Annotated in this window: 20 protein-coding genes; 2 read left to right on the plus strand and 18 right to left on the minus strand. The window is 69.8% G+C overall.

Annotated elements, in window-relative coordinates; all coding sequences use genetic code 11:
• Positions 1 to 30: 30 nt before the first annotated feature.
• Positions 31 to 1,065: a bifunctional riboflavin kinase/FAD synthetase gene (locus tag LVY72_RS00410; protein WP_237817476.1), complete on the minus strand. Its 1,035-nt coding sequence runs from the start codon at positions 1,063 to 1,065 to the stop codon at positions 31 to 33.
• A 122-nt stretch (positions 1,066 to 1,187) separates the two neighbouring features.
• Between LVY72_RS00410 and LVY72_RS00415 the strand changes: the two genes are divergently transcribed.
• The gene (locus LVY72_RS00415; RefSeq protein WP_237817477.1) at positions 1,188 to 1,763 is read left to right on the plus strand and encodes a DUF937 domain-containing protein; all 576 of its coding nucleotides are present in this window, start codon (positions 1,188 to 1,190) and stop codon (positions 1,761 to 1,763) included.
• Here the strand turns inward: LVY72_RS00415 and LVY72_RS00420 are convergent.
• From LVY72_RS00420 to rimP, 9 genes are all read right to left on the minus strand, one after another.
• The gene (locus LVY72_RS00420; protein ID WP_237817478.1) at positions 1,760 to 2,221 is read right to left on the minus strand and encodes a hypothetical protein; all 462 of its coding nucleotides are present in this window, start codon (positions 2,219 to 2,221) and stop codon (positions 1,760 to 1,762) included. The two genes, LVY72_RS00415 and LVY72_RS00420, sit on opposite strands and share 4 nt — an antisense overlap.
• A gap of 29 nt (positions 2,222 to 2,250) precedes the next feature.
• The gene (locus LVY72_RS00425; RefSeq protein ID WP_237817479.1) at positions 2,251 to 2,625 is read right to left on the minus strand and encodes a hypothetical protein; all 375 of its coding nucleotides are present in this window, start codon (positions 2,623 to 2,625) and stop codon (positions 2,251 to 2,253) included.
• Positions 2,622 to 3,569 carry a tRNA pseudouridine(55) synthase TruB gene (gene truB, locus LVY72_RS00430; RefSeq protein WP_237817480.1) on the minus strand — a complete coding sequence of 316 codons (948 nt, stop codon included), beginning with the start codon at positions 3,567 to 3,569 and terminating at the stop codon, positions 2,622 to 2,624. Before truB ends, LVY72_RS00425 begins: the two co-directional genes overlap by 4 nt.
• 74 nt (positions 3,570 to 3,643) lie before the next feature.
• Entirely contained in the window at positions 3,644 to 4,162 is a 519-nt protein-coding gene (locus LVY72_RS00435; protein ID WP_237817481.1) for a nucleoside deaminase, read from the minus strand.
• Positions 4,149 to 4,652 carry a 30S ribosome-binding factor RbfA gene (gene rbfA / locus LVY72_RS00440; protein WP_237817482.1) on the minus strand — a complete coding sequence of 168 codons (504 nt, stop codon included), beginning with the start codon at positions 4,650 to 4,652 and terminating at the stop codon, positions 4,149 to 4,151. The genes LVY72_RS00435 and rbfA overlap by 14 nt, the downstream gene beginning before the upstream one ends.
• Positions 4,653 to 4,784: 132 nt before the next feature.
• Positions 4,785 to 7,700, minus strand: coding sequence for a translation initiation factor IF-2 (infB, locus tag LVY72_RS00445; protein ID WP_237817483.1), 2,916 nt, complete (start codon positions 7,698 to 7,700; stop codon positions 4,785 to 4,787).
• A 141-nt stretch (positions 7,701 to 7,841) separates the two neighbouring features.
• Complete coding sequence (locus LVY72_RS00450) at positions 7,842 to 8,198, minus strand: YlxR family protein (RefSeq protein WP_237817484.1); 357 nt, start codon at positions 8,196 to 8,198, stop codon at positions 7,842 to 7,844.
• 59 nt (positions 8,199 to 8,257) lie between these two features.
• Complete coding sequence (gene nusA, locus LVY72_RS00455) at positions 8,258 to 9,235, minus strand: transcription termination factor NusA (protein ID WP_237817485.1); 978 nt, start codon at positions 9,233 to 9,235, stop codon at positions 8,258 to 8,260.
• Between the two features lies 1 nt (position 9,236).
• The gene (gene rimP / locus LVY72_RS00460; protein ID WP_237817486.1) at positions 9,237 to 9,833 is read right to left on the minus strand and encodes a ribosome maturation factor RimP; all 597 of its coding nucleotides are present in this window, start codon (positions 9,831 to 9,833) and stop codon (positions 9,237 to 9,239) included.
• 254 nt (positions 9,834 to 10,087) lie between these two features.
• Between rimP and LVY72_RS00465 the strand changes: the two genes are divergently transcribed.
• Positions 10,088 to 11,164, plus strand: a complete 1,077-nt coding sequence (locus LVY72_RS00465; RefSeq protein WP_237817487.1) for a DUF4439 domain-containing protein — start codon at positions 10,088 to 10,090, stop codon at positions 11,162 to 11,164.
• A gap of 19 nt (positions 11,165 to 11,183) precedes the next feature.
• Here LVY72_RS00465 and LVY72_RS00470 read toward each other — a convergent pair whose 3' ends face one another.
• From LVY72_RS00470 to dxr, 8 genes are all read right to left on the minus strand, one after another.
• Positions 11,184 to 11,984: a sulfite exporter TauE/SafE family protein gene (locus LVY72_RS00470; RefSeq protein WP_237817488.1), complete on the minus strand. Its 801-nt coding sequence runs from the start codon at positions 11,982 to 11,984 to the stop codon at positions 11,184 to 11,186.
• Positions 11,981 to 13,780, minus strand: a complete 1,800-nt coding sequence (locus LVY72_RS00475; RefSeq protein WP_237817489.1) for a proline--tRNA ligase — start codon at positions 13,778 to 13,780, stop codon at positions 11,981 to 11,983. The genes LVY72_RS00470 and LVY72_RS00475 overlap by 4 nt, the downstream gene beginning before the upstream one ends.
• Positions 13,781 to 13,866: 86 nt before the next feature.
• Entirely contained in the window at positions 13,867 to 14,784 is a 918-nt protein-coding gene (locus LVY72_RS00480) for a GNAT family N-acetyltransferase (RefSeq protein WP_308190647.1), read from the minus strand.
• Positions 14,738 to 15,904, minus strand: coding sequence for a flavodoxin-dependent (E)-4-hydroxy-3-methylbut-2-enyl-diphosphate synthase (gene ispG, locus LVY72_RS00485; protein ID WP_237817490.1), 1,167 nt, complete (start codon positions 15,902 to 15,904; stop codon positions 14,738 to 14,740). The genes LVY72_RS00480 and ispG overlap by 47 nt, the downstream gene beginning before the upstream one ends.
• A 115-nt stretch (positions 15,905 to 16,019) precedes the next feature.
• A complete protein-coding gene (locus LVY72_RS00490; protein WP_237817491.1) occupies positions 16,020 to 16,310 on the minus strand; it encodes a YciI family protein in 291 nt (96 codons plus the stop codon).
• A 45-nt stretch (positions 16,311 to 16,355) separates the two neighbouring features.
• Positions 16,356 to 17,909 (minus strand): hypothetical protein, encoded by a 1,554-nt coding sequence (locus tag LVY72_RS00495; protein ID WP_237817492.1) that lies wholly within the window; start codon positions 17,907 to 17,909, stop codon positions 16,356 to 16,358.
• A gap of 47 nt (positions 17,910 to 17,956) precedes the next feature.
• Positions 17,957 to 19,309, minus strand: a complete 1,353-nt coding sequence (locus LVY72_RS00500; protein ID WP_237817493.1) for a M50 family metallopeptidase — start codon at positions 19,307 to 19,309, stop codon at positions 17,957 to 17,959.
• Positions 19,306 to 20,535 (minus strand): 1-deoxy-D-xylulose-5-phosphate reductoisomerase, encoded by a 1,230-nt coding sequence (dxr, locus tag LVY72_RS00505; RefSeq protein WP_237817494.1) that lies wholly within the window; start codon positions 20,533 to 20,535, stop codon positions 19,306 to 19,308. The genes LVY72_RS00500 and dxr overlap by 4 nt, the downstream gene beginning before the upstream one ends.
• Between the last annotated feature and the right edge of the window lie 16 nt (positions 20,536 to 20,551).

Raw genomic sequence — 20,551 nt, forward strand, 5'->3', positions numbered from 1 at the left:
AATTTGGGCTCAAGTCTACCTTGCCCGGCCTTACTCTGTCGAAAGCAGGGCCCGGGCCTGGGCCACGTCCAGGGCCATCTGGGCAGTCAGGGCGTCGAGCCCCGCATAGGCGACCATGCCCCGCAGGCGGGCGACGAATTCCACCACGACGGTCTGCCCGTAGAGGTTGAAATCCTCCACGGCCTCGGCGGGCCGGTCCATCACATGGGCCTCCACCCGGCGGCTGGCACCGGTGAAGGTCGGGTTCGAGCCCACCGAAATCGCCGCCGGCCAGCGCTGGCCGGCGGCATCGATGAGCCAGCCGGCGTACACGCCGTCGGCCGGCACCAGGCCCGAAGCATGCGGCGACAGATTTGCCGTGGGAAAGCCCAGATCCCGGCCGCGCGCATCCCCGTGGACCACCTCGCCGCGGATCCGGTGCAGCCGGCCCAGCACCTGGGCGGCGGTGGCGACATCGCCCTCCAGCAGGGCCTCGCGGACCCAGGTGGAGGAGCAGCGGCGGTCCCCGAACATGATGTCCGGGGCATCGGGCTGGTCCGAACCGTATTCCTCGATCACGTACACGGCGAAGCCGAAGTGCTCGCCCAACTCCTGCATGGTAGCCAGGTCGCCTGAGTTGTCCTTGCCGAAGCGTACGTCGTGGCCGATGACGACGGCGCTGGCTCCGAGCGCTTCGACCAGGACGGTACGAACGAATTCCTCCGGCGTGTTGCTGGCCAACTCCAGGGTGTAGTGCATCATCAGCAGTCCGTCGATGCCGGTTTCGGCCAGGGCCTCGATGCGGTCCTGGAGCCCCATGATCTGCGGCGGGGCGGTCTGCGGACGGTGCACCTGCGCCGGATGCGGGTCGAAGGAGATCACCACCGCCTGGGCATCGTGCCGCGCAGCGGTATCCACCAGCGTCTCCAGCACGCGCTGGTGGCCGCGGTGCACGCCGTCGAAGTTGCCCAAAGTCACCACGGACGGACCGTAGCCGGACGGTACTTCGGCCAGGTCATTCCAGTAGTGCACGGCGCGCTCCTTTGGTCCTTTGTGGTCTGTGGTTGCTCCCGGGAAATCCCGCATGCCGCTTTCCATTATGGACGATCTGCGCGGTGCCACGGGACAACATGGCCCTGTCGGGGCACCGCGGGCGGGGCTAGGATGCTGGAATCCACCCATCGGGCAGGCACCACAGGAGGCCTAGCATGTCGGAACTGGACGATATCACCGCGCAGTTGCCGGTCGAGCAGATTGCCGGCCTGCTCGGCACGGACAAGGCGACTGCACAGCAGGTCATCCAGGCCGCACTGCCGTCGCTGCTGGCCGGGCTGCAGCACAATGCCCAAAGCCCGGACGGCGCCGCGGCGCTGCAGGGGGCCCTGGCGCAGCACCGGAACAACCTGCTCGACGGCGGCGTCGACGCGGCGGCCGTGGACACCTCCGACGGATCCAAGATCGTCGACCACGTCCTCGGTGACCGGCAGGAGACGCTGGTTTCCCAGCTGAATGCAGCTACTCCCCCGGACTTCGACCTCGGCGGCATGGTGCGCAAGGTGCTGCCGATCCTGGCTCCGATCGTGATGGCCTATCTGGCCAAACGCTTCGGTGCCGGCGGAGCCCCGGACGCCCAGGCCGCAGGCACCGGCGGACCGGACCTGGGCGGGCTGCTCGGCGGCCTCCTCGGCGGGCTCCAGCAGGGTTCAGCCGGCGGTACCGCCGGTGGTACCGCCGGCGGCGTGGACCTCGGCGGACTGCTGGGCGGGCTGTTCGGCGGCCGTTAGGCTGGTCGGATCCGGCGCCGGTAGCGCCAGAGCCACCACAGACCCAGCAGCGGCAGGATCAGCGGCACATAGCCGTAGCCCTTGCCGAAGCCGGACCAGACCGTGTCGTGTGGCAGGGCGGCCGGATCCAACAGGCTGAGCAGGCCCACGGCCAGCACGCCGGCCAGTTCCACGCTGACCGCAGCCACGGAGATCCAGTAGGCGCGGGGGCCGGATTTGGCCAGGGCCACGGTGGCCACGATGTAGACCGCCGCGGCCAGCGCGGACAGCAGGTACGCCAGCGGCGCTTCGGAGAACTTGGTGGCAATCTGGTAGCCGGCACGGGCCGACGCCGAGAGCGCGAATACCCCGTAGACCGCTACCAACAGCCGTCCCGGCCCGCTGGCCTTGGACACGGTAGCGGTTTCGGAGCCGGCGGCCGGGAGGGTCCCGGATCCGCCGTGGTGGTCTGTGTGCATCTGCATCGCCTTCTTTGTGTTTCCTTTACTCATACCGGCAGAGCGCCGTCCCAGATCTGCTCCATCCGGTAGAGCATGACGAAGACCGTCAGGCCCGCCGCGCCAAGAACCAGGTTGCTCCACCGGCTGCGTTCGAGGATTGCCCACCAGAATGCAGCGACCGGCACCAGCAGGGCGGTCAGCCAGTAGCCCCAGAATTCCCAGGTCTCGCCGGCGATGGCCTCCCCGCCAAGCTGGCGGAAGACGGCGGCCACGCCATAGACCAGCAGGAACAGCTCGACGGCGGCCACCGACAGAATGGTGATGTCGTTCGGCGGTTGCCGGATCAGGGCCGCCACCACGCAGACCAGCGTGGAAACGAGGGTGATGACCGCGCCGGTAATAAAGAATCCGTCCACGATCACCGGGCGTTGCCGGCTTCCTGCCCCGGGGCGAATACGAGCAGCGGCCGGGCCTGGGCCCCACGGTTCTCCAGCAGCGCCACGAGCCGGCCGTCCGGAGCGAAGGCCGCCGTCGGCGGGGTCCCCGGCGCGGCGGGCTCCCCCGCCGCGATCCGCCGGCCGTGGGACAGTTCCAGGGCCTCGGCCGCGTCCAGCTCGCGCACCGGGAACAGGGCGCGGGCGGCGTCGTCGAGCTCGAGCACGGTCAGCTCCGCGGCCAGTTCGTCCAGTGTGGCAGCGGCCTCAAGACCGAACGGACCCACGCGTGTGCGGCGCAGCGCCGTCAGGTGGCCGCCCACGCCCAAGGCAGCGCCCAGGTCGCGGGCCAGCGCGCGCACGTAAGTGCCGGACGAACATTCCACCGTCACGTCCACGTCCAGCAGCTTGCCGCCGCGCTCACGGCGGATGTCATGGATGTCGAAGCGGCTTACGGTCACCGGCCGAGCCTGCAGCTCGACCGCCTGCCCGGACCGGACCCGGGCGTAGGAACGCTGGCCGTTGATCTTGATCGCCGAGACGCTGCTGGGCACCTGGCTGATCTCGCCGGTCAGGGTGGCGGCACCGTTGCGGATGGCTTCCTCGGTCACCGCGGCGGCAATGGTCTCGGTGAGGACCTCGCCCTCGGCATCGTCGGTGATGGTGGACTGGCCGAGCCTGATCGTGGCGGTATAGGTCTTGGCGGTGCCGACGATGTAGGTCAGCAGCCGGGTGGCGCGGTTGATGCCCACGACGAGTACGCCGGTGGCCATCGGATCCAGGGTTCCGGCGTGGCCGACCTTCCGGGTACCGGCCAGCCGCCGCAGCCGGCCCACCACATCATGGCTGGTCCACCCCTGCGGCTTGTCAACGATGATCAGTCCCGATTGCCCCTGGACCGCAGTCCGTCCCGACGTTTGCCCAGAATCCACGCCATTCAGTATATGGTGTGGGCCGGGCCGTCCCGGCCGCGCGGGCCGGGACGGCGCGGCCTCAGTGCCGAGGGTCAGTAGTCGGTGCGGGTATCCAGCGCAGCCCAGCTGCGGAACGGCTCCACGGACTCGGGGACCAGGACCTGCTCCACCGGCAGCAGGTCCGATCCGGCCGCTGCACCGGAGTAGGAATGGATGTACTCGTAGAACGCGGCGTCGTCGAAGCCCGCCGCGGCGGCGGCATGCCGGTCCGCCGCAAAGTAGATGCGGTCCAGCCGCGCCCACAGCGCCGCGGAGAGGCACAGCGGGCAGGGCTCGCAGCTGCTGTAGAGCACGCAGCCGGTCAGGTCGAAGCTCTCCAGCCCGGTGCAGGCCGTGCGGATGGCCACCACTTCCGCGTGCGCGGTCGGATCGTTGCTGGCGGTGACCCGGTTGGTGCCTTCGAACACCCGGCCGTCCGGAGCCACCACGAGCGCCCCAAACGGGCCGCCGGCGCTGCCGACGTTCTGCACGGCCAGGGCCACGGCCTGGGCCAGGTATCCGGCCGCCTCCGGCGGAATCGAGCCGGATCCGGACAGCTCAGCGGTGCTCATCCGCATCCTCGCCGCCGGCAACGTCCTCATCGTCTTCGTCGTCGAGGTCTTCGTCCTTGAGGTCTTCGGCATCCTCAGCGGCCTTGTAGGGGTCCGCCTCGCCGGCGAAGGTTGCGCCCTGGGCCAGGGCGGCCACCTCGGCATCCCGGGCCTTGGCCTTGCGCAGCAGCTCCTCGAGGTGGCTGGCGTTGACCGGGATCTGGTCCGGGACGAATTCCAGGGTCGGGGTCAGGCGCACCGTGATGTTGCGGCCAACCTCGCTGCGCAGCACGCCCTTGGCCTTCTCCAGGGCCGCGCCGGCACCCTGCTGGGCCTGCTCGTCACCCATGACCGTGTAGTAGACGGTGGCGTGCTGCAGGTCATTGGTGACGCGGGCGTCGGTGATCGTGATGGCGTCCACCCGCGGATCCTTGACCCGCTTGCCCAGTGCCTGGGCGACGACCACCTTGATGCGCTGTGCCAGTCGTGCGGCACGTGCCGGATCTGCCATGACCCCTCCTTCGTGGTTCCTTGCTTGCAAAATTACCAGTCCCGGTGCTGCCGGGCACGACGGCGGCGGGCGGCTGCCGTACGCAGGCCGCCCGCCGCCGTCGCTATTCAGCGGGGGATGTAACCCCGATCGTTAGACGCGCGGCTTCTCGCGCATCTCGTAGGTTTCGATCATGTCGCCTTCCCTCAGGTCGTTGAACGAACCGAGGCCGATGCCGCACTCGAAGCCCTCGCGGACCTCGGTCGCGTCGTCCTTGAACCGCTTGAGCGACTCGACGGTGAGGTTCTCACCGATGATGTTGCCGTCGCGGCTGACACGCGCCTTGGAGTTACGGCGGATGGTGCCCGAGCGCACGATGGAACCGGCGATGTTTCCGAACTTGGACGACCGGAAGATTTCGCGGACCTCGGCGGTACCGAGCTGCGCTTCCTCGTACTCCGGCTTCAGCATGCCCTTCAGCGCCAGTTCGATGTCATCGATGGCGGCGTAGATGACCGAGTAGAAGCGCATGTCAACGCCTTCGCGGTCGGCCAGTTCGGCCACCCGCTCGGCCGGCTTGACGTTGAAGCCGATGATGATCGCGTTGTCCACGGTCGCCAGGTTGACGTCGTTCTGGGTGATCGCACCGACACCGCGGTGGATGACGCGCAGCTGGACATCCTCGCCGACGTCGATCTTGAGCAGCGAGTCCTCCAGCGCTTCGACGGCACCGGACACGTCGCCCTTGAGGATGAGGTTGAGCGTGTCCACCTTGCCCTCGGCCACGGCCTTGTCGAAGTCCTCGAGGCTGATCCGCTTGCGGCGCTTGGCCAGGGCCGCGTTGCGGTCGGCAGCTTCGCGCTTTTCGGCAATCTGCCGGGCGGTGCGCTCATCGTCGGTCACCAGGAAGGTATCGCCGGCCCGCGGCACGGTGGACAGGCCCAGGACCTGCACCGGACGCGACGGCTCGGCGGCCTCAACGGTTTCGCCGTTCTCATCGAACATGGCACGGACACGGCCGTGGGCGACACCGGCGACGATGGCGTCCCCGACGTGCAGGGTGCCGGACTGCACCAGCACCGTGGCCACGGCGCCGCGGCCCTTGTCCAGGTTCGCTTCGATGGCGATACCGCGGGCGTCCTTGTTCGGATTGGCCCGCAGGTCGAGGGCGGCGTCGGCAGTCAGCAGCACCGCCGAGAGCAGCTCGTCGATGTTCTGGTGCTGGCGTGCGGAGACGTCCACGAACATCGTGTCGCCGCCGTACTCTTCCGGAACCAGGCCGTACTCGGTCAGCTGGCCGCGGATCTTGTCCGGGTTGGCGCCTTCCTTGTCGATCTTGTTCACGGCCACCACGATCGGCACACCCGCGGCCTGGGCGTGGTTCAGCGCCTCGACCGTCTGCGGCATCACGCCGTCGTCCGCGGCCACCACCAGGATGGCGATGTCCGTGACCTTGGCGCCACGGGCACGCATGGCGGTGAACGCCTCGTGGCCCGGGGTATCGATGAAGGTGATCCTGCGCTGCCGGTTGTCGTGCTCGAAACCGATCTGGTAGGCACCGATGTGCTGGGTAATGCCGCCGTGCTCGCCCTCGACAACATTGGAGTTGCGGATGGCGTCCAGCAGGCGGGTCTTACCGTGGTCGACGTGGCCCATGACCGTGACCACGGCGGGACGCTTCTCCAGCTCAGCGTCGCCCTCGGCCTCGAGTTCGGCCTCCAGGTCGATGTCGAAGGAGTCAAGCAGCTCGCGCTCCTCGTCCTCCGGCGAGACAACCTGGATCTTGTAGCCCAGTTCCTCGCCGAGGAGCTGGAAGGTGTCCTCGTCCAGGGACTGGGTGGCAGTGGCCATTTCGCCCAGGTGGAACAGCACGGTGACCAGCGCGGCCGGGTTGGCCTCGATCTTGTCCGCGAAGTCCGTGATGGACGAGCCGCGGCGCAGCCGGATGACGGTGTTGCCGTCACCGCGGGGAACGCTCACGCCGCCCAGCGACGGTGCGCTCATCTGCTCCAGTTCCTGGCGCTTGGCGCGCTTGGACTTGCGCTGCTTGCCGCGGCCGGCGCCTCCCTTGCCGAAGGCACCCTGGGTACCGCCGCGACCGCGGCCGCCCTTGCCGAAGCCACCGCCGGCGGGAGCACCGCCGCCGGCACCGGGTGCGCCGCCGGGCCGGCCTGCGCCGCCCGGACGTCCGGGAGCGCCGGGGCGTCCGGCCGGAGCGGGACGCTCGGTGCGGTTAGGCATCATGCCCGGATTCGGGCGCGGACCACCCGGCCGTGCGGCCGCCGGTCGCGGAGCGCCGGGACGCGGGGCACCCGGACGCGGCGCGCCGGGACGGGGACCGCCCTGGCCTGCAGCCGGACGCGGACCGCCCTGGCCTGCAGCCGGACGCGGACCGCCCTGGCCCGGAACACCGGGGCGCGGGCCGCCGTCGCGGGATCCACCCGGACGGGGCATGCCCTGGGACGAGGCGAAGGGGTTGTTGCCCGGACGCGGTGCCCGGTCGCCGTCGCCGCGGCCCGAACGGGGCATGCCCTGGGACGTTGCGAAGGGGTTGTTGCCCGGACGGGGACCGCCCGGACGGGGCGCCTGGCCACCGGGACGGGGCGCGGCCGAGCCCGGCTTGGCCGGCGCAGCAGCGGGCCTGGCCGGGGAGGGTGCGGCCGGAGCCTGCACGGCAGCGGGCCTCGCCGGTGCCGGAGTAGCCGGCTTCGCTTCGGCAGCCGGAGCTGCCGGGGCGGGGGCAGCCGGAGCTGCGGGGGCCGGTGCAGCCGGAGTTGCGGAGGCTGCCGGGGCTTCCGGAGCCGGTGCAACCGGAGCGGAAGCTGCCGGAGCTGCGGGTCGGGCGCCGGGCTTCGGCCCCGCCGGAGCCGGCCGCTGGGCAGCCTGGGGCGCCGCGGCGGACTTGGACTGGCCGGAGGGGTAGGCGTCGCGAAGCTTCTTCACGACGGGCGCTTCAATGGTAGACGAGGCAGAGCGGACGAATTCGCCCAGCTCCTGCAGTTTGGCAACTGCGTCTTTAGAGGTAATACCGAGCTCCTTGGCGAGCTCGTGTACGCGGACCTTGGCCACATTTCTCCTGTCTCGGTCGCACCGAGGCAGGCCTGCCGGGTACGAACCGTCTAATTCTTACTGCGGCCAGGTACGGCGTGCATTTGGCACACCACAGTCCGGCCGTGGGCGACGCACAACAGATTTGTCATCGTTGGGCGCTCATCGCTTGGCACTCATCGGGTTTCCATCGGTTTTCTGACCCGCTTTCAGGTTGGATGTTGATTGTGCGTGGAAGTAGCCTTCCACGGCCCGGCTGTCGACATTGGCCCGAAAGGCCCTGCCGAACGCCCGCCGCTTTACGGCCAACGCCATGCAGTCCGGATCGGGATGCAGCCACGCGCCCCGGCCGGGCAGTCGGCGGCCTTCGTCCACGACGACGGCGCTGACGCCGTCCGCCGCTGAGACTACCAGCCGCAGCAAATCGGCCTGGCTGTCCCGGCGCCGGCAACCAATGCAGGTCCGCTGCGGCGGTGCCGCAGGCCGGACCGGTTCCTGCGCGTCGGGAAAGTTGGCCACAGTTATTCTACCGCCTCCAGCGCCCCGGCCACGAACCGGCCCGAATCCCGTGTCCCGGATCAACTCCGGGCGGCCGCGGCATCGGAAACAATATCGATCCGCCAGCCGGTCAGCTTCGCGGCCAGCCGGGCGTTCTGCCCTTCCTTGCCGATCGCCAGGGACAGCTGGTAATCCGGCACCACCACGCGGGCAGAACGGGCATCCGGGTCCGTGATGGTCACGGATGTGACCCGCGAGGGCGAGAGCGCATTGGCGATGAAACTGGCCGGGTCCTCGCTGTAATCCACGATGTCGATCTTCTCGTCGTTCAGTTCGGTCATCACGGCACGTACGCGCGAACCCATTTCACCGATGCAGGCGCCCTTGGCATTGAGCCCGGGCACCTTGGCACGCACCGCAATCTTGGTACGGTGCCCGGCCTCGCGCGCCAGCGCCACGATCTCCACGGAGTTGTCCGCGATCTCGGGCACCTCCAGCTCGAAAAGCTTGCGCACCAGCCCCGGGTGGGAGCGGGAGAGCGTAATCGAGGGCCCCTTCATCCCGCGGTGCACATCCACCACATAGGCCCGCAGCCGGGTGCCGTGCCGGTAGTTCTCGCCCGGAACCTGTTCCGGCGGCGGCAGCAGCGCCTCCACGGTGCCCAGGTCCACCTGGACCATGTTGGGATTGTGACCCTGCTGGATCAGCCCCGAGACCAGTTCGCCCTCCTTGCCGCGGAATGCGCCGAGCACATTGTCGTCCTCGGCATCGCGCAGGCGCTGCAGGATGATCTGGCGGGCAGTGGACGCGGCGATCCGGCCGAAACCGTTCGGCGTGTCGTCGAATTCGCCCACCACGGTCCCGTCCTCGTCGATTTCCGAGGCCCAGATGGTCACATGCCCGCTCTTGCGGTCCAGTTCGGCGCGGGCCTGCTGGATGGAGCCGGGAGTCTTGTGGTAGGCCATCAGCAGGGCCTGCTCGATGGTGGGAATGAGCAGGTCCAGGGGAATCTCACGTTCGCGTTCCAGCAACCGCAGCGCGCTCATGTCGATGTCCATGTCAGGCCTCCTCGTTCTTAAGTTCCGCTGCGGCAGCATGTTCGTCGGCTGCGGCCGGTTCCTCGTCCAAATGGGTGAATTCTATTTCCACTTTGCCCGACCGGATGTTGTCGAACGACAAGCGCAGCGGGTCCCCCGCCTTGGGCTTGGTTCCCTTCTTGGCGGGCAGTTCCGGGCGCACGGTCACGTCGTCGTCCGTGACGGACAGCACCCTGCCGGTCACGTCGTCGCCCTGCCGCAGGCGCACCTTCACCTTGCGGCCGAGGTTGCGGCGCCAGTGCCGCGGCTCGGTCAGCGGCCGGCCCACGCCGGGCGAGGAAACTTCAAGCTCGTAGGGCCGGCCGGTGTCCGCCGGATCGGCGTCCAGGGCCAGGGACAGGGTCCGGGAGACATCGGAGATCAGGTCCAGGCTCACCCCGCCGGTCTGGTCCTCGGGCAGGTCCACAGTCACGTGCAGCGTGCGCTGCGAACCGGCGATGCGCACTTCCACGCCCTCAAGGTACAGATTGCTGGCAGCCACCGTGGGCCGCAGGTATTCTTCCAGCCGGGCGGCTTCCGCCTGGATCTCGGTACCGGATGGCCTCCCGGATTTGAACATGCCGGAATGATCGGGCCGATCCGCCATAGCTTCCTCCCGCTAGATAAAGATGTAGCTACTACATTAGCGACAATCCTGTGCCGCCGTGGCACGGGTGTCCGGATGCGGAAGCACCGGAGCCCGTGACATGATCGACTGTTGTGAATTCGAGAGCAAGGCAGAGGACCCGGCCACAGGCGGGCCCGGGGGCAGCGCCGCGGGCAAAAGACAGCCGACCCACCGGGGCCGCGCGGGCCGCCGGCCGGACCGCCCTGTTGCTGCTCGCCGCTGCGCTGGTGGTCGGTACCGGCACGATCGTCACCAAGCCCGGTGCGGGCTCCGGTCCGCAGGACACCACCGAACAGGCCAGGCTTCAAGCCGCCGCGCAGCTGCAGTCGCTGGCTGGCGACTTCGAGGTCCTGGCCGCGGCCCGCGGCGGGGACATCCTGGCGGACACCGCCGCGCTGCTCGCCAGCCAGACCCGGCTGCTCGGACCGGCCCCGGACCAAGCCACCCCCGCGCCGTCGGGCATATCGGCGCCGTCGGACGCCTCAACGCCATCAGGCGCCTCAGCACCGTCGGGCGCCTCAACACCGTCGGGCGCAGCCACGCCGGGCGGTGCGGCGGCCAGCGTGGGCCTGGGCGAATCCACCCGCCGGCTCGCCGTCGTCTCCCGGTCCCTGCTCAGCACCGCCCAGGACGTGGAACCGGGCCTGGCCCGGCTGCTCGCCTCGATCGGCGCCGCGGACTACACCCAGGCGGCGCTGCTGCAGCGCGAAACCGGCACCCCGGCAGAATTGCCTAAACCGTGGCAGTACCCGGGTGGATCCTGGGCGGCCTCGTGCACCGAACCTGGAGACCCGCCCAGCGGGGCGTCCAGCGAATCCGCCGCACCGACCGGCCGGCCCACCACCCGCGACGCATTGGCCGGCGTCGTGGTCAGCGAACGCAAGCTCGCCTACGTTTACGAAGCCGCGCTGCCGCGGCTGACCGGCACCGCCCGCGAGGAGGCACGGAAACGCTATCTGCAGCACCGCGCCCTGATCGAGGCCTGGACGGGGGTATCCCGCAGCCTGTGCGTGCAGCTGCCACCGGCCGAAGCCGCGTATGAACTGCCGGCCCGGCTGGCCACCGCACCGGGCCAGGTGCTGGCGGAGGCCGAAACCGGCGCGGCCGCCAGCCTCGCCGACCTCGTCGCCTTGAGCGCCGGGGACCTGCGTGCCCGTGCCTGCGCGGACCTGCTCGGCGCCGTCGGCCGGATCGCCGACACTGCCGGAAATGTCCCGGCGGCGCCCGGACTCGGGTCCGCGGCCGAGCCGGCTGCCACCGGACCGGCCCCGGCGGCCTCCTGACCGCGGCTGCGGAGCGGGCTTACGAACCGGACAGGTTCTCCTGCAGCACGTCGTAGCCAAGCTTGAGGATCAGGACTGCCACCACCATCAGGAAGACGATCCGCACGAACCTGCTGCCCTTGCTGATTGCCGTCCGCGCGCCCAGATAGCCGCCGGCCATGTTGGCTGCCCCCAGCACCAGCCCCAGGCCCCACAGCACGGCACCGTGGGGCAGGAAGAACAGCAGCGCACCCAGGTTGGTGGCCAGGTTGACGATCTTGGCCTTGGCGCTGGCGGCCAGGAAGCTGTAGCCCAGCAGTCCCACCATGGCGATCACCAGGAAGGAACCGGTGCCCGGGCCGATCAGCCCGTCGTAGAAGCCAATCACCAGCCCGATGCCGGCTGCGGCGCCGAAGTGGCGGACCCCGGTGTAGCGCAACCGGGTGAGTGTGCCGGCCGTGGGGTGCAGCGCGGTGAAGATGGCGACTGCGGCCAGGGCGGCGATGATCACTGGTTTGAAGACCGCCGCGGGCAGCGACGTGGCCACGATCGCCCCGCAGAAACTGCCCGCCAGTGCCACCCCGGCCATCGGCAGCGCCGTCTTCAGGTCGGGGTGCACCCGGCGGGAGTAGGTCACCGCGCTGGTGGTGGTGCCGAAGATGGAGCCCATCTTGTTGGTCGCCAGGGCCTGCACCGGGCTGATCCCCGGCACCAGCAGCAGCGCGGGCAGCTGGATCAGGCCGCCGCCGCCCACCACCGCGTCCACCCAGCCGGCGCAAAAGCCCGCCACGATCACCAGGATGATCGTGGCGGGCACTAAGTGCTCGAGTCCGGAAATCACTTCCCTGCCAGCGCGGCCACGTGGGCCACGGCGGCATCCAGGGCCACGTTTTCCGCTTCGCCGGTGGCACGGTCCTTGACCTCGACGACGCCGTCGGCCAGCCCGCGGCCGACCACCACGATGGTGGGGACGCCGAGCAGCTCGGCATCACCGAACTTCACGCCCGGGGAGACCTTGGGACGGTCGTCGTAGATGACCTCCAGCCCGGCGGTTTCCAGCTCGCCGGCCAGCTTCGCGGCGGCGTCGAAGATCTCCGTGCCGCGGCCGGTGGCCACCACGTGCACATCCGCCGGGGCGACGTTGCGCGGCCAGACCAGACCCTTGTCGTCATGGTTGGATTCGGCCAGCGCCGCCACCGCACGGGTGACGCCCACGCCGTAGGAGCCCATGGTGACGGTGGCCAGCTTGCCGTTGGCATCCAGCACCTGCAGGCCCAGGGCCTCGGCGTACTTGCGGCCGAGCTGGAAGATGTGCCCCATTTCGATGCCGCGGGCAGCCTCCAGCGGTCCGGAGCCGTCCGGGGCCTCGTCCCCGGCGCGCACCTCGGTCGCCTCGATCACGCCGTCCCAGCCGAAGTCGCGGCCGGCGACAAGGCCGAAAACGTGCTTGCCGTCCACATTGGCCCCGGTGATCCAGGCGGTGCCGGCAACCACCCGCGGGTCCACCAGGTAGGTCAGGCCGGTCTTGCCGGTGCTGCCCAGCACCGCGGCGTCCACCGACTCGCCCGGGCCGATGTAGCCCTTGACCAGGCCGGGGTGCTTCTTCAGGTCCTCCTCGCCGGCGGCCTCGATGCCCAGTTCGCCGCCGACCGGCAGGTGGGCGGCGATGTTCGCCTCCACCCGCTTGAGGTCCACGGCACGGTCCCCCGGCACACCGATGACCACGAGCTGGCGCTCTCCGGTGGGCAGGTCCACGGCCAGCACCACGTTCTTGAGCGTGTCCGCGGCGGTCCAGGTCCGGTCCGGCCGCGGGGCCAGCCGGTTGGCTGCCTCGACCAGGGTGTCGATGGTCGGGGTGTCCGGGGTGTCCTTGACCTCGGCCGCCGGGGCATCGGTGTAGTCGATCTCCGCCGGCACCACCGTGGTCACGGCCTCGACATTGGCGGCGTACCCGCCGGCCGAGCGCACGAAGGTGTCCTCGCCCACCTCGGTCGGATGCAGGAACTCCTCGCTCTTGGACCCGCCCATCGCGCCGGCGGTGGCCTTGACCGGGATGACCTCCAGGCCCAGGCGGTCGAAGATCTTCAGGTACGCCTCGCGGTGGGCCGCGTAGCTGGCGTCCAGCCCGGCGTCGTCGACATCGAAGGAGTAGGAATCCTTCATGATGAACTCGCGTCCGCGCAGCAGCCCGGCCCGCGGCCGGGCTTCGTCCCGGTACTTGGTCTGGATCTGGTACAGCATCACGGGCAAGTCCTTGTAGGACGAGTACAGGTCCTTCACCAGCAGGGTGAACATTTCCTCGTGCGTGGGCGCCAGCAGGTAGTCCGCGCCCTTGCGGTCCTTGAGCCGGAAAATGCCCTCACCGTATTCGGTCCAGCGGTTGGTGGCCTCATAGGGTTCCTTCGGCAGCAGCGCCGGGAAGTGCACCTCCTGGGCCCCGATGGCGGCCATTTCCTCGCGGATGATCGCCTCCACCTTGCCCAGCACGCGCAGGCCCATCGGCAGCCAGGAGTAGATGCCCGGCGCGGCACGGCGGATATAGCCGGCCCGGACCAGCAGCTTGTGGCTGGCCACCTCCGCGTCGACGGGATCTTCACGCAGGGTGCGCAGGAACAGGGTGGAAAGTCGAAGGACCACGCTTGGAATCCGTTTCTTGGGTGGGTTGGCGGCAGGAATCAGTATCCAATCCTACGGTCCGCCGCAGGCTGGAGGGGAATCGCAGGCTAGAAGAGAATCGTCGCGAAGGTGCCGACCTGCTCGAAGCCCACGCGCCGGTAGGCGGCCATCGCCCGGTGGTTGTAGTCGTTGACGTACAGGCTCGCCACCGGGGCAAAGCGGCGGGAGAGTTCGACGACGGCGGCCATGTAGGCGGCGGCGCGGCCCTGGCCGCGGTGGGCCGGGTTCATCCAGACACCCTGGATCTGGACGGCGTCGGCCGAGACATTGCCCAGCTCGGCCTTGAAGACCACCTCGCCCTCCGCATCCCGGTACAACACCGAGTGGCCGTGTTCGATCAGCGACTTCACCCGGTGCCGGTAGTGCTGCCCGCCGCCGGCGAGCGGGGAATAGCCCACTTCTTCCTCGAACATGGCCACGCAGGCCGGGACCAGTGCGTCCAGGTCCTCCGGCGTCGAAAAGCGCAGGGACGGATCCGGCTCCACTGCCGGTGTCCCGCGCAGCTCCATCAGCGGCTGGTCGGGCCGGACGTCGAAGGGGTCGGCGCTGCTGTGCTGCAGTGTGGACCAGATGCCCAGCACGCCCTCAGCCGGACCGAAAATGGAGGAGACGTGGCGGTTCGCGGCGGCCAGGTAGGCGCCCATCTGCGCGCCGCGGACGGCGTCCAGGCCCACCGGGACCACGTTGATGCCGGCCCAGCAGGCAGCCACCAGCGCGCCGTCGTCGAAACAGCCCAGGATCCGTGCCCCGGAGGCGGTGGGGCCGGCGGTGCCCGCGGCCTCGAGGTGGGCGGCCATGAACACATTGGCCACCGGGTCCGGACGCACCAGGGACCACAGGGCCGCGGTGTCCTCGGCAGTCAGCGGACGGATGGACCCGCCGGCAGCGTCAACTGCGCCCGCGGCGGGTCCCGCGGGCCTAGCCGACGTTAACCACGGGGCTACCCTGGACAGCATTTTCGCCATCGGTGTTCCCCATTTCCTCCGCTATCCTCATGGCTTCATCAATGAGTGTCTCAACAATCTGGTCCTCGGGGACAGTCTTGATGACTTGGCCCTTCACAAAGATCTGGCCCTTGCCGTTGCCGGAGGCCACGCCCAGATCCGCCTCCCGGGCTTCCCCGGGACCGTTGACCACGCAGCCCATGACCGCCACTCGCAGCGGAACGGTCAGGCCCTCCAGCCCCGCAGTGACCTGGTCGGCCAGCGTGTACACGTCCACCTGGGCGCGCCCGCAGGACGGGCAGGAGACAATCTCGAGCTTGCGCGGGCGCAGGTTCAACGACTGCAGGATCTGGTTGCCCACCTTGACCTCTTCCACCGGCGGTGCCGAGAGGGAGACGCGGATGGTGTCCCCGATGCCCTTCGACAGCAGCGCACCGAAGGCAGTGGCGGACTTGATGGTGCCTTGGAAGGCCGGGCCGGCCTCGGTCACGCCCAGATGCAGCGGCCAGTCCCCGCGCTCGGCAAGCAGCTCGTAGGCCCTGACCATGACCACCGGGTCATTGTGCTTGACCGAGATCTTGAAGTCATGGAAGTCATGCTCCTCGAAGAGCGAGGCCTCCCAGACCGCGGATTCCACCAGCGCCTCCGGCGTGGCCTTGCCGTACTTCTGCAGCAGCCGCGGATCCAGCGACCCGGCGTTCACGCCGATCCGCAGGGACACCCCGGCGTCCTTGGCCGCCTGGGCGATCTCCTTGACCTGGTCATCGAATTTGCGGATATTGCCCGGGTTGACCCGCACCGCGGCACAGCCGGCGTCGATGGCCGCGAACACGTATTTGGGCTGGAAGTGGATGTCCGCGATGACCGGGATCTTGGACTTCTTCGCGATGATCGGCAGCGCCTCGGCGTCGTCCGCGCTGGGGCAGGCCACGCGCACGATGTCGCAGCCGGACGCCGTCAGTTCGGCGATCTGCTGCAGCGTGGCGTTGATGTCGGTGGTGGGGGTGGTAGTCATCGACTGCACGCTCACGGGCGACTCCGAGCCGACCCCCACCGACCCGACCCGGATCTGCCGGGTCTTCCGGCGGGGTGCGAGCACGGGCGGCGGCGCCGCCGGCATTCCAAGATTGACCGAAGTCACATCGTCCTCCATGGGCCTTGCAGGCAGTTAATAATCAGCTTCCATTATCCACCCGCGGGAATCTTCGCCGCGGGTCCCGCCGCGAACAAAGCGAGTGGTAGGACGGTGCAACCGGCTAGGCGTAGTCGGCGAAGGCCCCGGTGACCGGCTTCCACTCGGTGACCTTCAGGCCCGAAATCAGCTGGCTGATATTAAACGGATCCTGCTTCAGCTCCTCCAGCAGCGCGGCCTCGGACTCGGCGGTGAAAAGCAGCAGGGCGCCCTCGCCGTCGGCGAACGGACCCGAAGCCAGCAGCCGGCCGGACTCCACGAAATCGTTCAGCCACGCGCGGTGCGCGGGCCGCTGCTCGTCCCGGCCGGCTTCGGACTCGGGGGCGTAGACGTACTCAACGGCAAAAACACTCATGGCCCCCACCATACCAATTGGCCGGCCACGTCCCGCGCGCCGGGGTCACTGGTACGAAACGAACCACGGGGCCGGGTCCACGTCCCGGTAGGTCTGCTTCGGGGTGAAGGTGGGACGGTCCTCGTCATAGAAGTTCTTCCAGCCCATCCGCGCCCCCTTTGGGGCCACCTGGCGCAGCGCATGCCAGGTCTCCATCTTCTGCCCCGCGGTGCCGTGGCCGTCCGCGTGCAGCACCGTGGCGAGCTCCTCGTGCGAAGTATCCACGCGGCGCTCGTTGCCGACCATGTCCTGGCGGAACTGGTGGATCATGAACACCTTCTGCGGCAGGTGGTGCTGCCGCGTCAGCCCGGCCAGCCAGGCCGAGACCTTGTTGACTTCCGCCGCGTCCACCGAGCCAATCTGCTCCATGTGGCGCTGGCCCGGGGCCAGCCGCCACTCCGGGTCCAGGGCCAGTCCGACGTGCGGCTGCTTCAGCAGCGCGGCATAATGCTTGGCTTGGGTCAGGAAGTCGGTGCGGCCCGGCTGCAGGTCCAGCACCACGTACACGCCGGCCTTGCCGGCGGCGTCGATCCAGGGCCGCAGGTCGTCCGGGTTGGTCATGCTCGAGTAACTGCCGTCCGGCCCGGCCGCGCCGGTGGCCACCGAGGCGATGATCTCGAACGCCGGAATGACCTGCTGCCGGCTGTGCGGCTGGTATTCGGCCGCCAGCTTGCGCACCCGCCGAATGCCTGCCTGGATCCCCTGTTCGCCCAGGGCCCCCAGCGCCGCGCCGGACGGGTGCCCGTACAGCGCAACCATCCGCCGCGCCGGGAAGACCTGCAGGCCGCCGCCGGGCAGTTCGGGTACGGTCAGCGCGGCCGCCGCGTGCCGTGCGAAATCCGGTGCGGTACCGAAGGAGGCACCGATGCCGAGGATGCTGTTCTGCGGCGCCTCGCGCAGGAACGCGACGGTGGCCGGATCCTGCCGCGGGTCCGACGCCGGGTCCACCCGGGTGCGGGCGCCCGAAGCCTTCACCACCGCCAGCGTGGCCGGCAGGTTCCGTGCGTGCTTGTCCAGCAGCACGGAATGGGTCGAGGCCGGCTGGGCCGCCACGGGACGCTGCGGTTGCTCGTCCGCGCCGAGCACCCGGACGCCGCCCGGCCAGGGCGCCCATCCGCCATCGGGCTCTCCGTAGGTCTTGACCGCGCGCACCCCGAGCCGCTGCAATTCAGCGGCCAGGCCCTCGCCGGCCAGCAGCAGCGGTACGCCGAGCGCCTCGGCGTCGCCGGCCGCGGTGCGGACCGCGCCGGCATCGCCGCCCGCGGCCACCAGGGCCAGCGGCGAGGATTCGAACAGCGCCGCGCTGGCGGCCAGCGCGGCCTGGGCGTCCGTGCCGCCGATCAGCTGCGGAGCCGCCGGGGCGGTGCGCAGATAGACCTGGTCCGCGTTGCGCTGGGGCGCATCCGGCTCCACGCCGGCAGAGGCCGCGGTCTGGCCCGGAAGCGCCGGAGAAGTGCAGCCGGACAGCGCCAGCGCGGCGGCTAGGGCGGCAGCGGCGAGCGGCAGCAGCGGCCGCTTGGGCCGCCGGGCCGGGACTGAGGTACCTCGGGTGCCCGTCATAGGGCAACAATAGGCGGCGGAGCCGATTACCGGCGGGTATTCGGCGGTCAGCCGAAGATATTGACCGGCTTGACGATGTCGGCGTAGATGAGCAGCGCGCCCATGCCCATCAGCAGCGCGGCCACCACGTAGGTCAGCGGCAGCAGCTTGGCAATGTCCACCGGTCCCGGATCCGGGCGGCGCAGGAGGCGCGCCGCGCGCCGCCGGATGGCCTCCCAGAGCGCGCCGGCCACATGGCCGCCGTCGAGCGGCAGCAGCGGAATCAGGTTGAACACGCACAGCGCCAGGTTCAGCGAGCCCACCAGCCCGATCAGGGACGCGATGCGCGCCTGCAGCGGCACCTCTTCCATGGCGCTGATTTCGCCGGCAATCCGGCCCACGCCCACCACGCTGATCGGCCCGTTGGGATCGCGCGGTTCGTCGCTGAAGGCCGCCTGGGCCACGTCCGCCACGCGCTGGGGCAGGTTCAGTACCACGCCGGCGATGCTCTGCAGGTTCTCCCCTACCGCCGGCAGCACCGCGGAGCCAGGCTCGGGCACCAGCGCGGTGGTCGGCCCCATACCGACGAAGCCGGCCTGCTCGGTCACCGGCTTGCCCGCGGCGTCCAGCACCGGCTGGTTCTCCGCGTTAAGCACCGGACGTTCGGAGCGGATCGGAGTGATGGTGGTGGTGATCGTGGTGCCGTTGCGTTCGATCACGACCGTGGTCTTCCGGCCGGCGGCCTCGCGGATCCAGCCGGTCAGCTCGTACCAGTCGGTGACCGGGCGGCCGCCGAACGAGACGATCTTGTCCCCCGGCCGGATGCCGGCGGCGGTGGCCGGCGCCACCGGATCCGAGGGCAGGCAGTCCTGCTGGCCGGTCCGGGCCTGCTGGGACGCGGGCACCACGCACTTGTAGACCTCGGACACGGTGGCGGTGGGCTGGGCGGTGCCGAAGCCTACCAGCACCACTCCCAGCAGGACCGTGCCGATCACCAGGTTCATGAACGGGCCGCCGAGCATGATGATGATCCGCTTCCACACCGGCAGCTTGTAGAACACGCGGTTCTCGTCGCCGGGCCGCAGCTGCTCGGCGGCGGCGCTGCGCGCGTCCTCGGCCAGCTGCTGGAACATCCCCGTGCTGGAGCGGCGCACGGACCCGGCCTGGCCTGCCTGGTCCTTGGCCGGCGGGTACATCCCGATCATCGAGACATAGCCGCCCAGCGGGATGGCCTTGAACCCATATTCGGTCTCGCCCCGGCGGCGCGACCAGATGGTCTTGCCGAAACCGACCATGTACTGGGTCACGCGCACCTTGAACAGCTTGGCGGGCACCAGGTGGCCCACCTCGTGCAGGGCGATCGAGGCGGCGATGCCTACTGCCACGAGCAGTACGCCGAGAATGAAAAGCAGAACAGTCACATCATTCCTAAACGTTCGTGGGTGCGGACCCGTGCCCACCGTTCGGCGGCCAGCACCGATTCCACGGTCAGCTCGGACGAGCCGGCGTGTTCGGCGACGACGGCGGCCACGGTGTCCACGATGGCCGCGAACCCGATGCGGCCGCCGTGGAACGCCTCCACCGCCTCCTCGTTGGCGGCGTTGTAGACCGCCATGTGCGTCCCACCCCGGGCAGCGGCGTCCTTGGCCAGCCGCACCGCGGGAAAGACCTCCTCGTCCAGGGGTTCGAAGGTCCATGCCGTGGCGGCCGTCCAATCGCAGGGCCTGGCCGCGCCCGGCACCCGCTCGGGCCAGCCCAGGCCGAGCGCGATCGGCAGGCGCATATCCGGCGGGGAGGCCTGGGCAATGGTGGAGCCGTCCACGAACTGCACCATGGAATGGACCACCGACTGCGGATGGACCACGACCTCGATCTTCTCCAGCGGCACATCGAACAGCAGGTGCGCCTCGATCACCTCCAGCGCCTTGTTCACCATGGTCGCCGAGTTGGTGGTCACCATCCGGCCCATGTCCCAGGTCGGGTGGGCCAGCGCCTGCGCCGGGGTCACCGAGGCCAGCTGCCCCCGGCTGTAGCCGCGGAACGGGCCGCCGGAAGCGGTGACCACCAGCCGGTCCACCTCCGCGGCCGAGCCCGCGCGCAGCGCCTGGGCCAGGGCCGAGTGTTCCGAGTCCACCGGCACGATCTGCCCGGGCTGGGCCGCGGCTTTGACCAGCCCGCCGCCGGCAATCAGCGACTCCTTGTTGGCCAGGGCCAGCAGATGCCCGGCCTCGAGCGCGGCCAGCGTCGGGGCCAGGCCGATGGATCCGGTGATGCCGTTCAGTACGACGTCGGCATTGGCCCAAGCGGCGATCCGCGCCGCTGCGTCGGGGCCGGCGAACAGCTCCGGGGCGTAGCCGGACAGCCCGGCAGCGGCCGCTGCTTCCTTCACCGCGACTGCCAGTTCCTCCCGGGAGCCGGCTGCGATGCCCACGGCCTCGGCGCGGGTGTGGACGGCCTGCCGTGCCACCAGGGCCAGGTTCCGTCCGCCCGCCGAGAGCGCCGTCACGGTAAAGCGCTCCGGTGCCGCGTCCACGACGTCAATGGCCTGGGTGCCGATCGAGCCGGTGGAGCCGAGCAGGACCACCTTGCGGGACGGGGAGGCAGGCAGGGGGAAGGCCGCCGGACGGCCGGGATCGCGGAACTCCATATCTCCCAGTATCCCG

The sequence above is a fragment of the Arthrobacter hankyongi genome (assembly GCF_022012395.1).
GTDB classification, from domain to species: Bacteria; Actinomycetota; Actinomycetes; order Actinomycetales; family Micrococcaceae; genus Crystallibacter; species Crystallibacter hankyongi.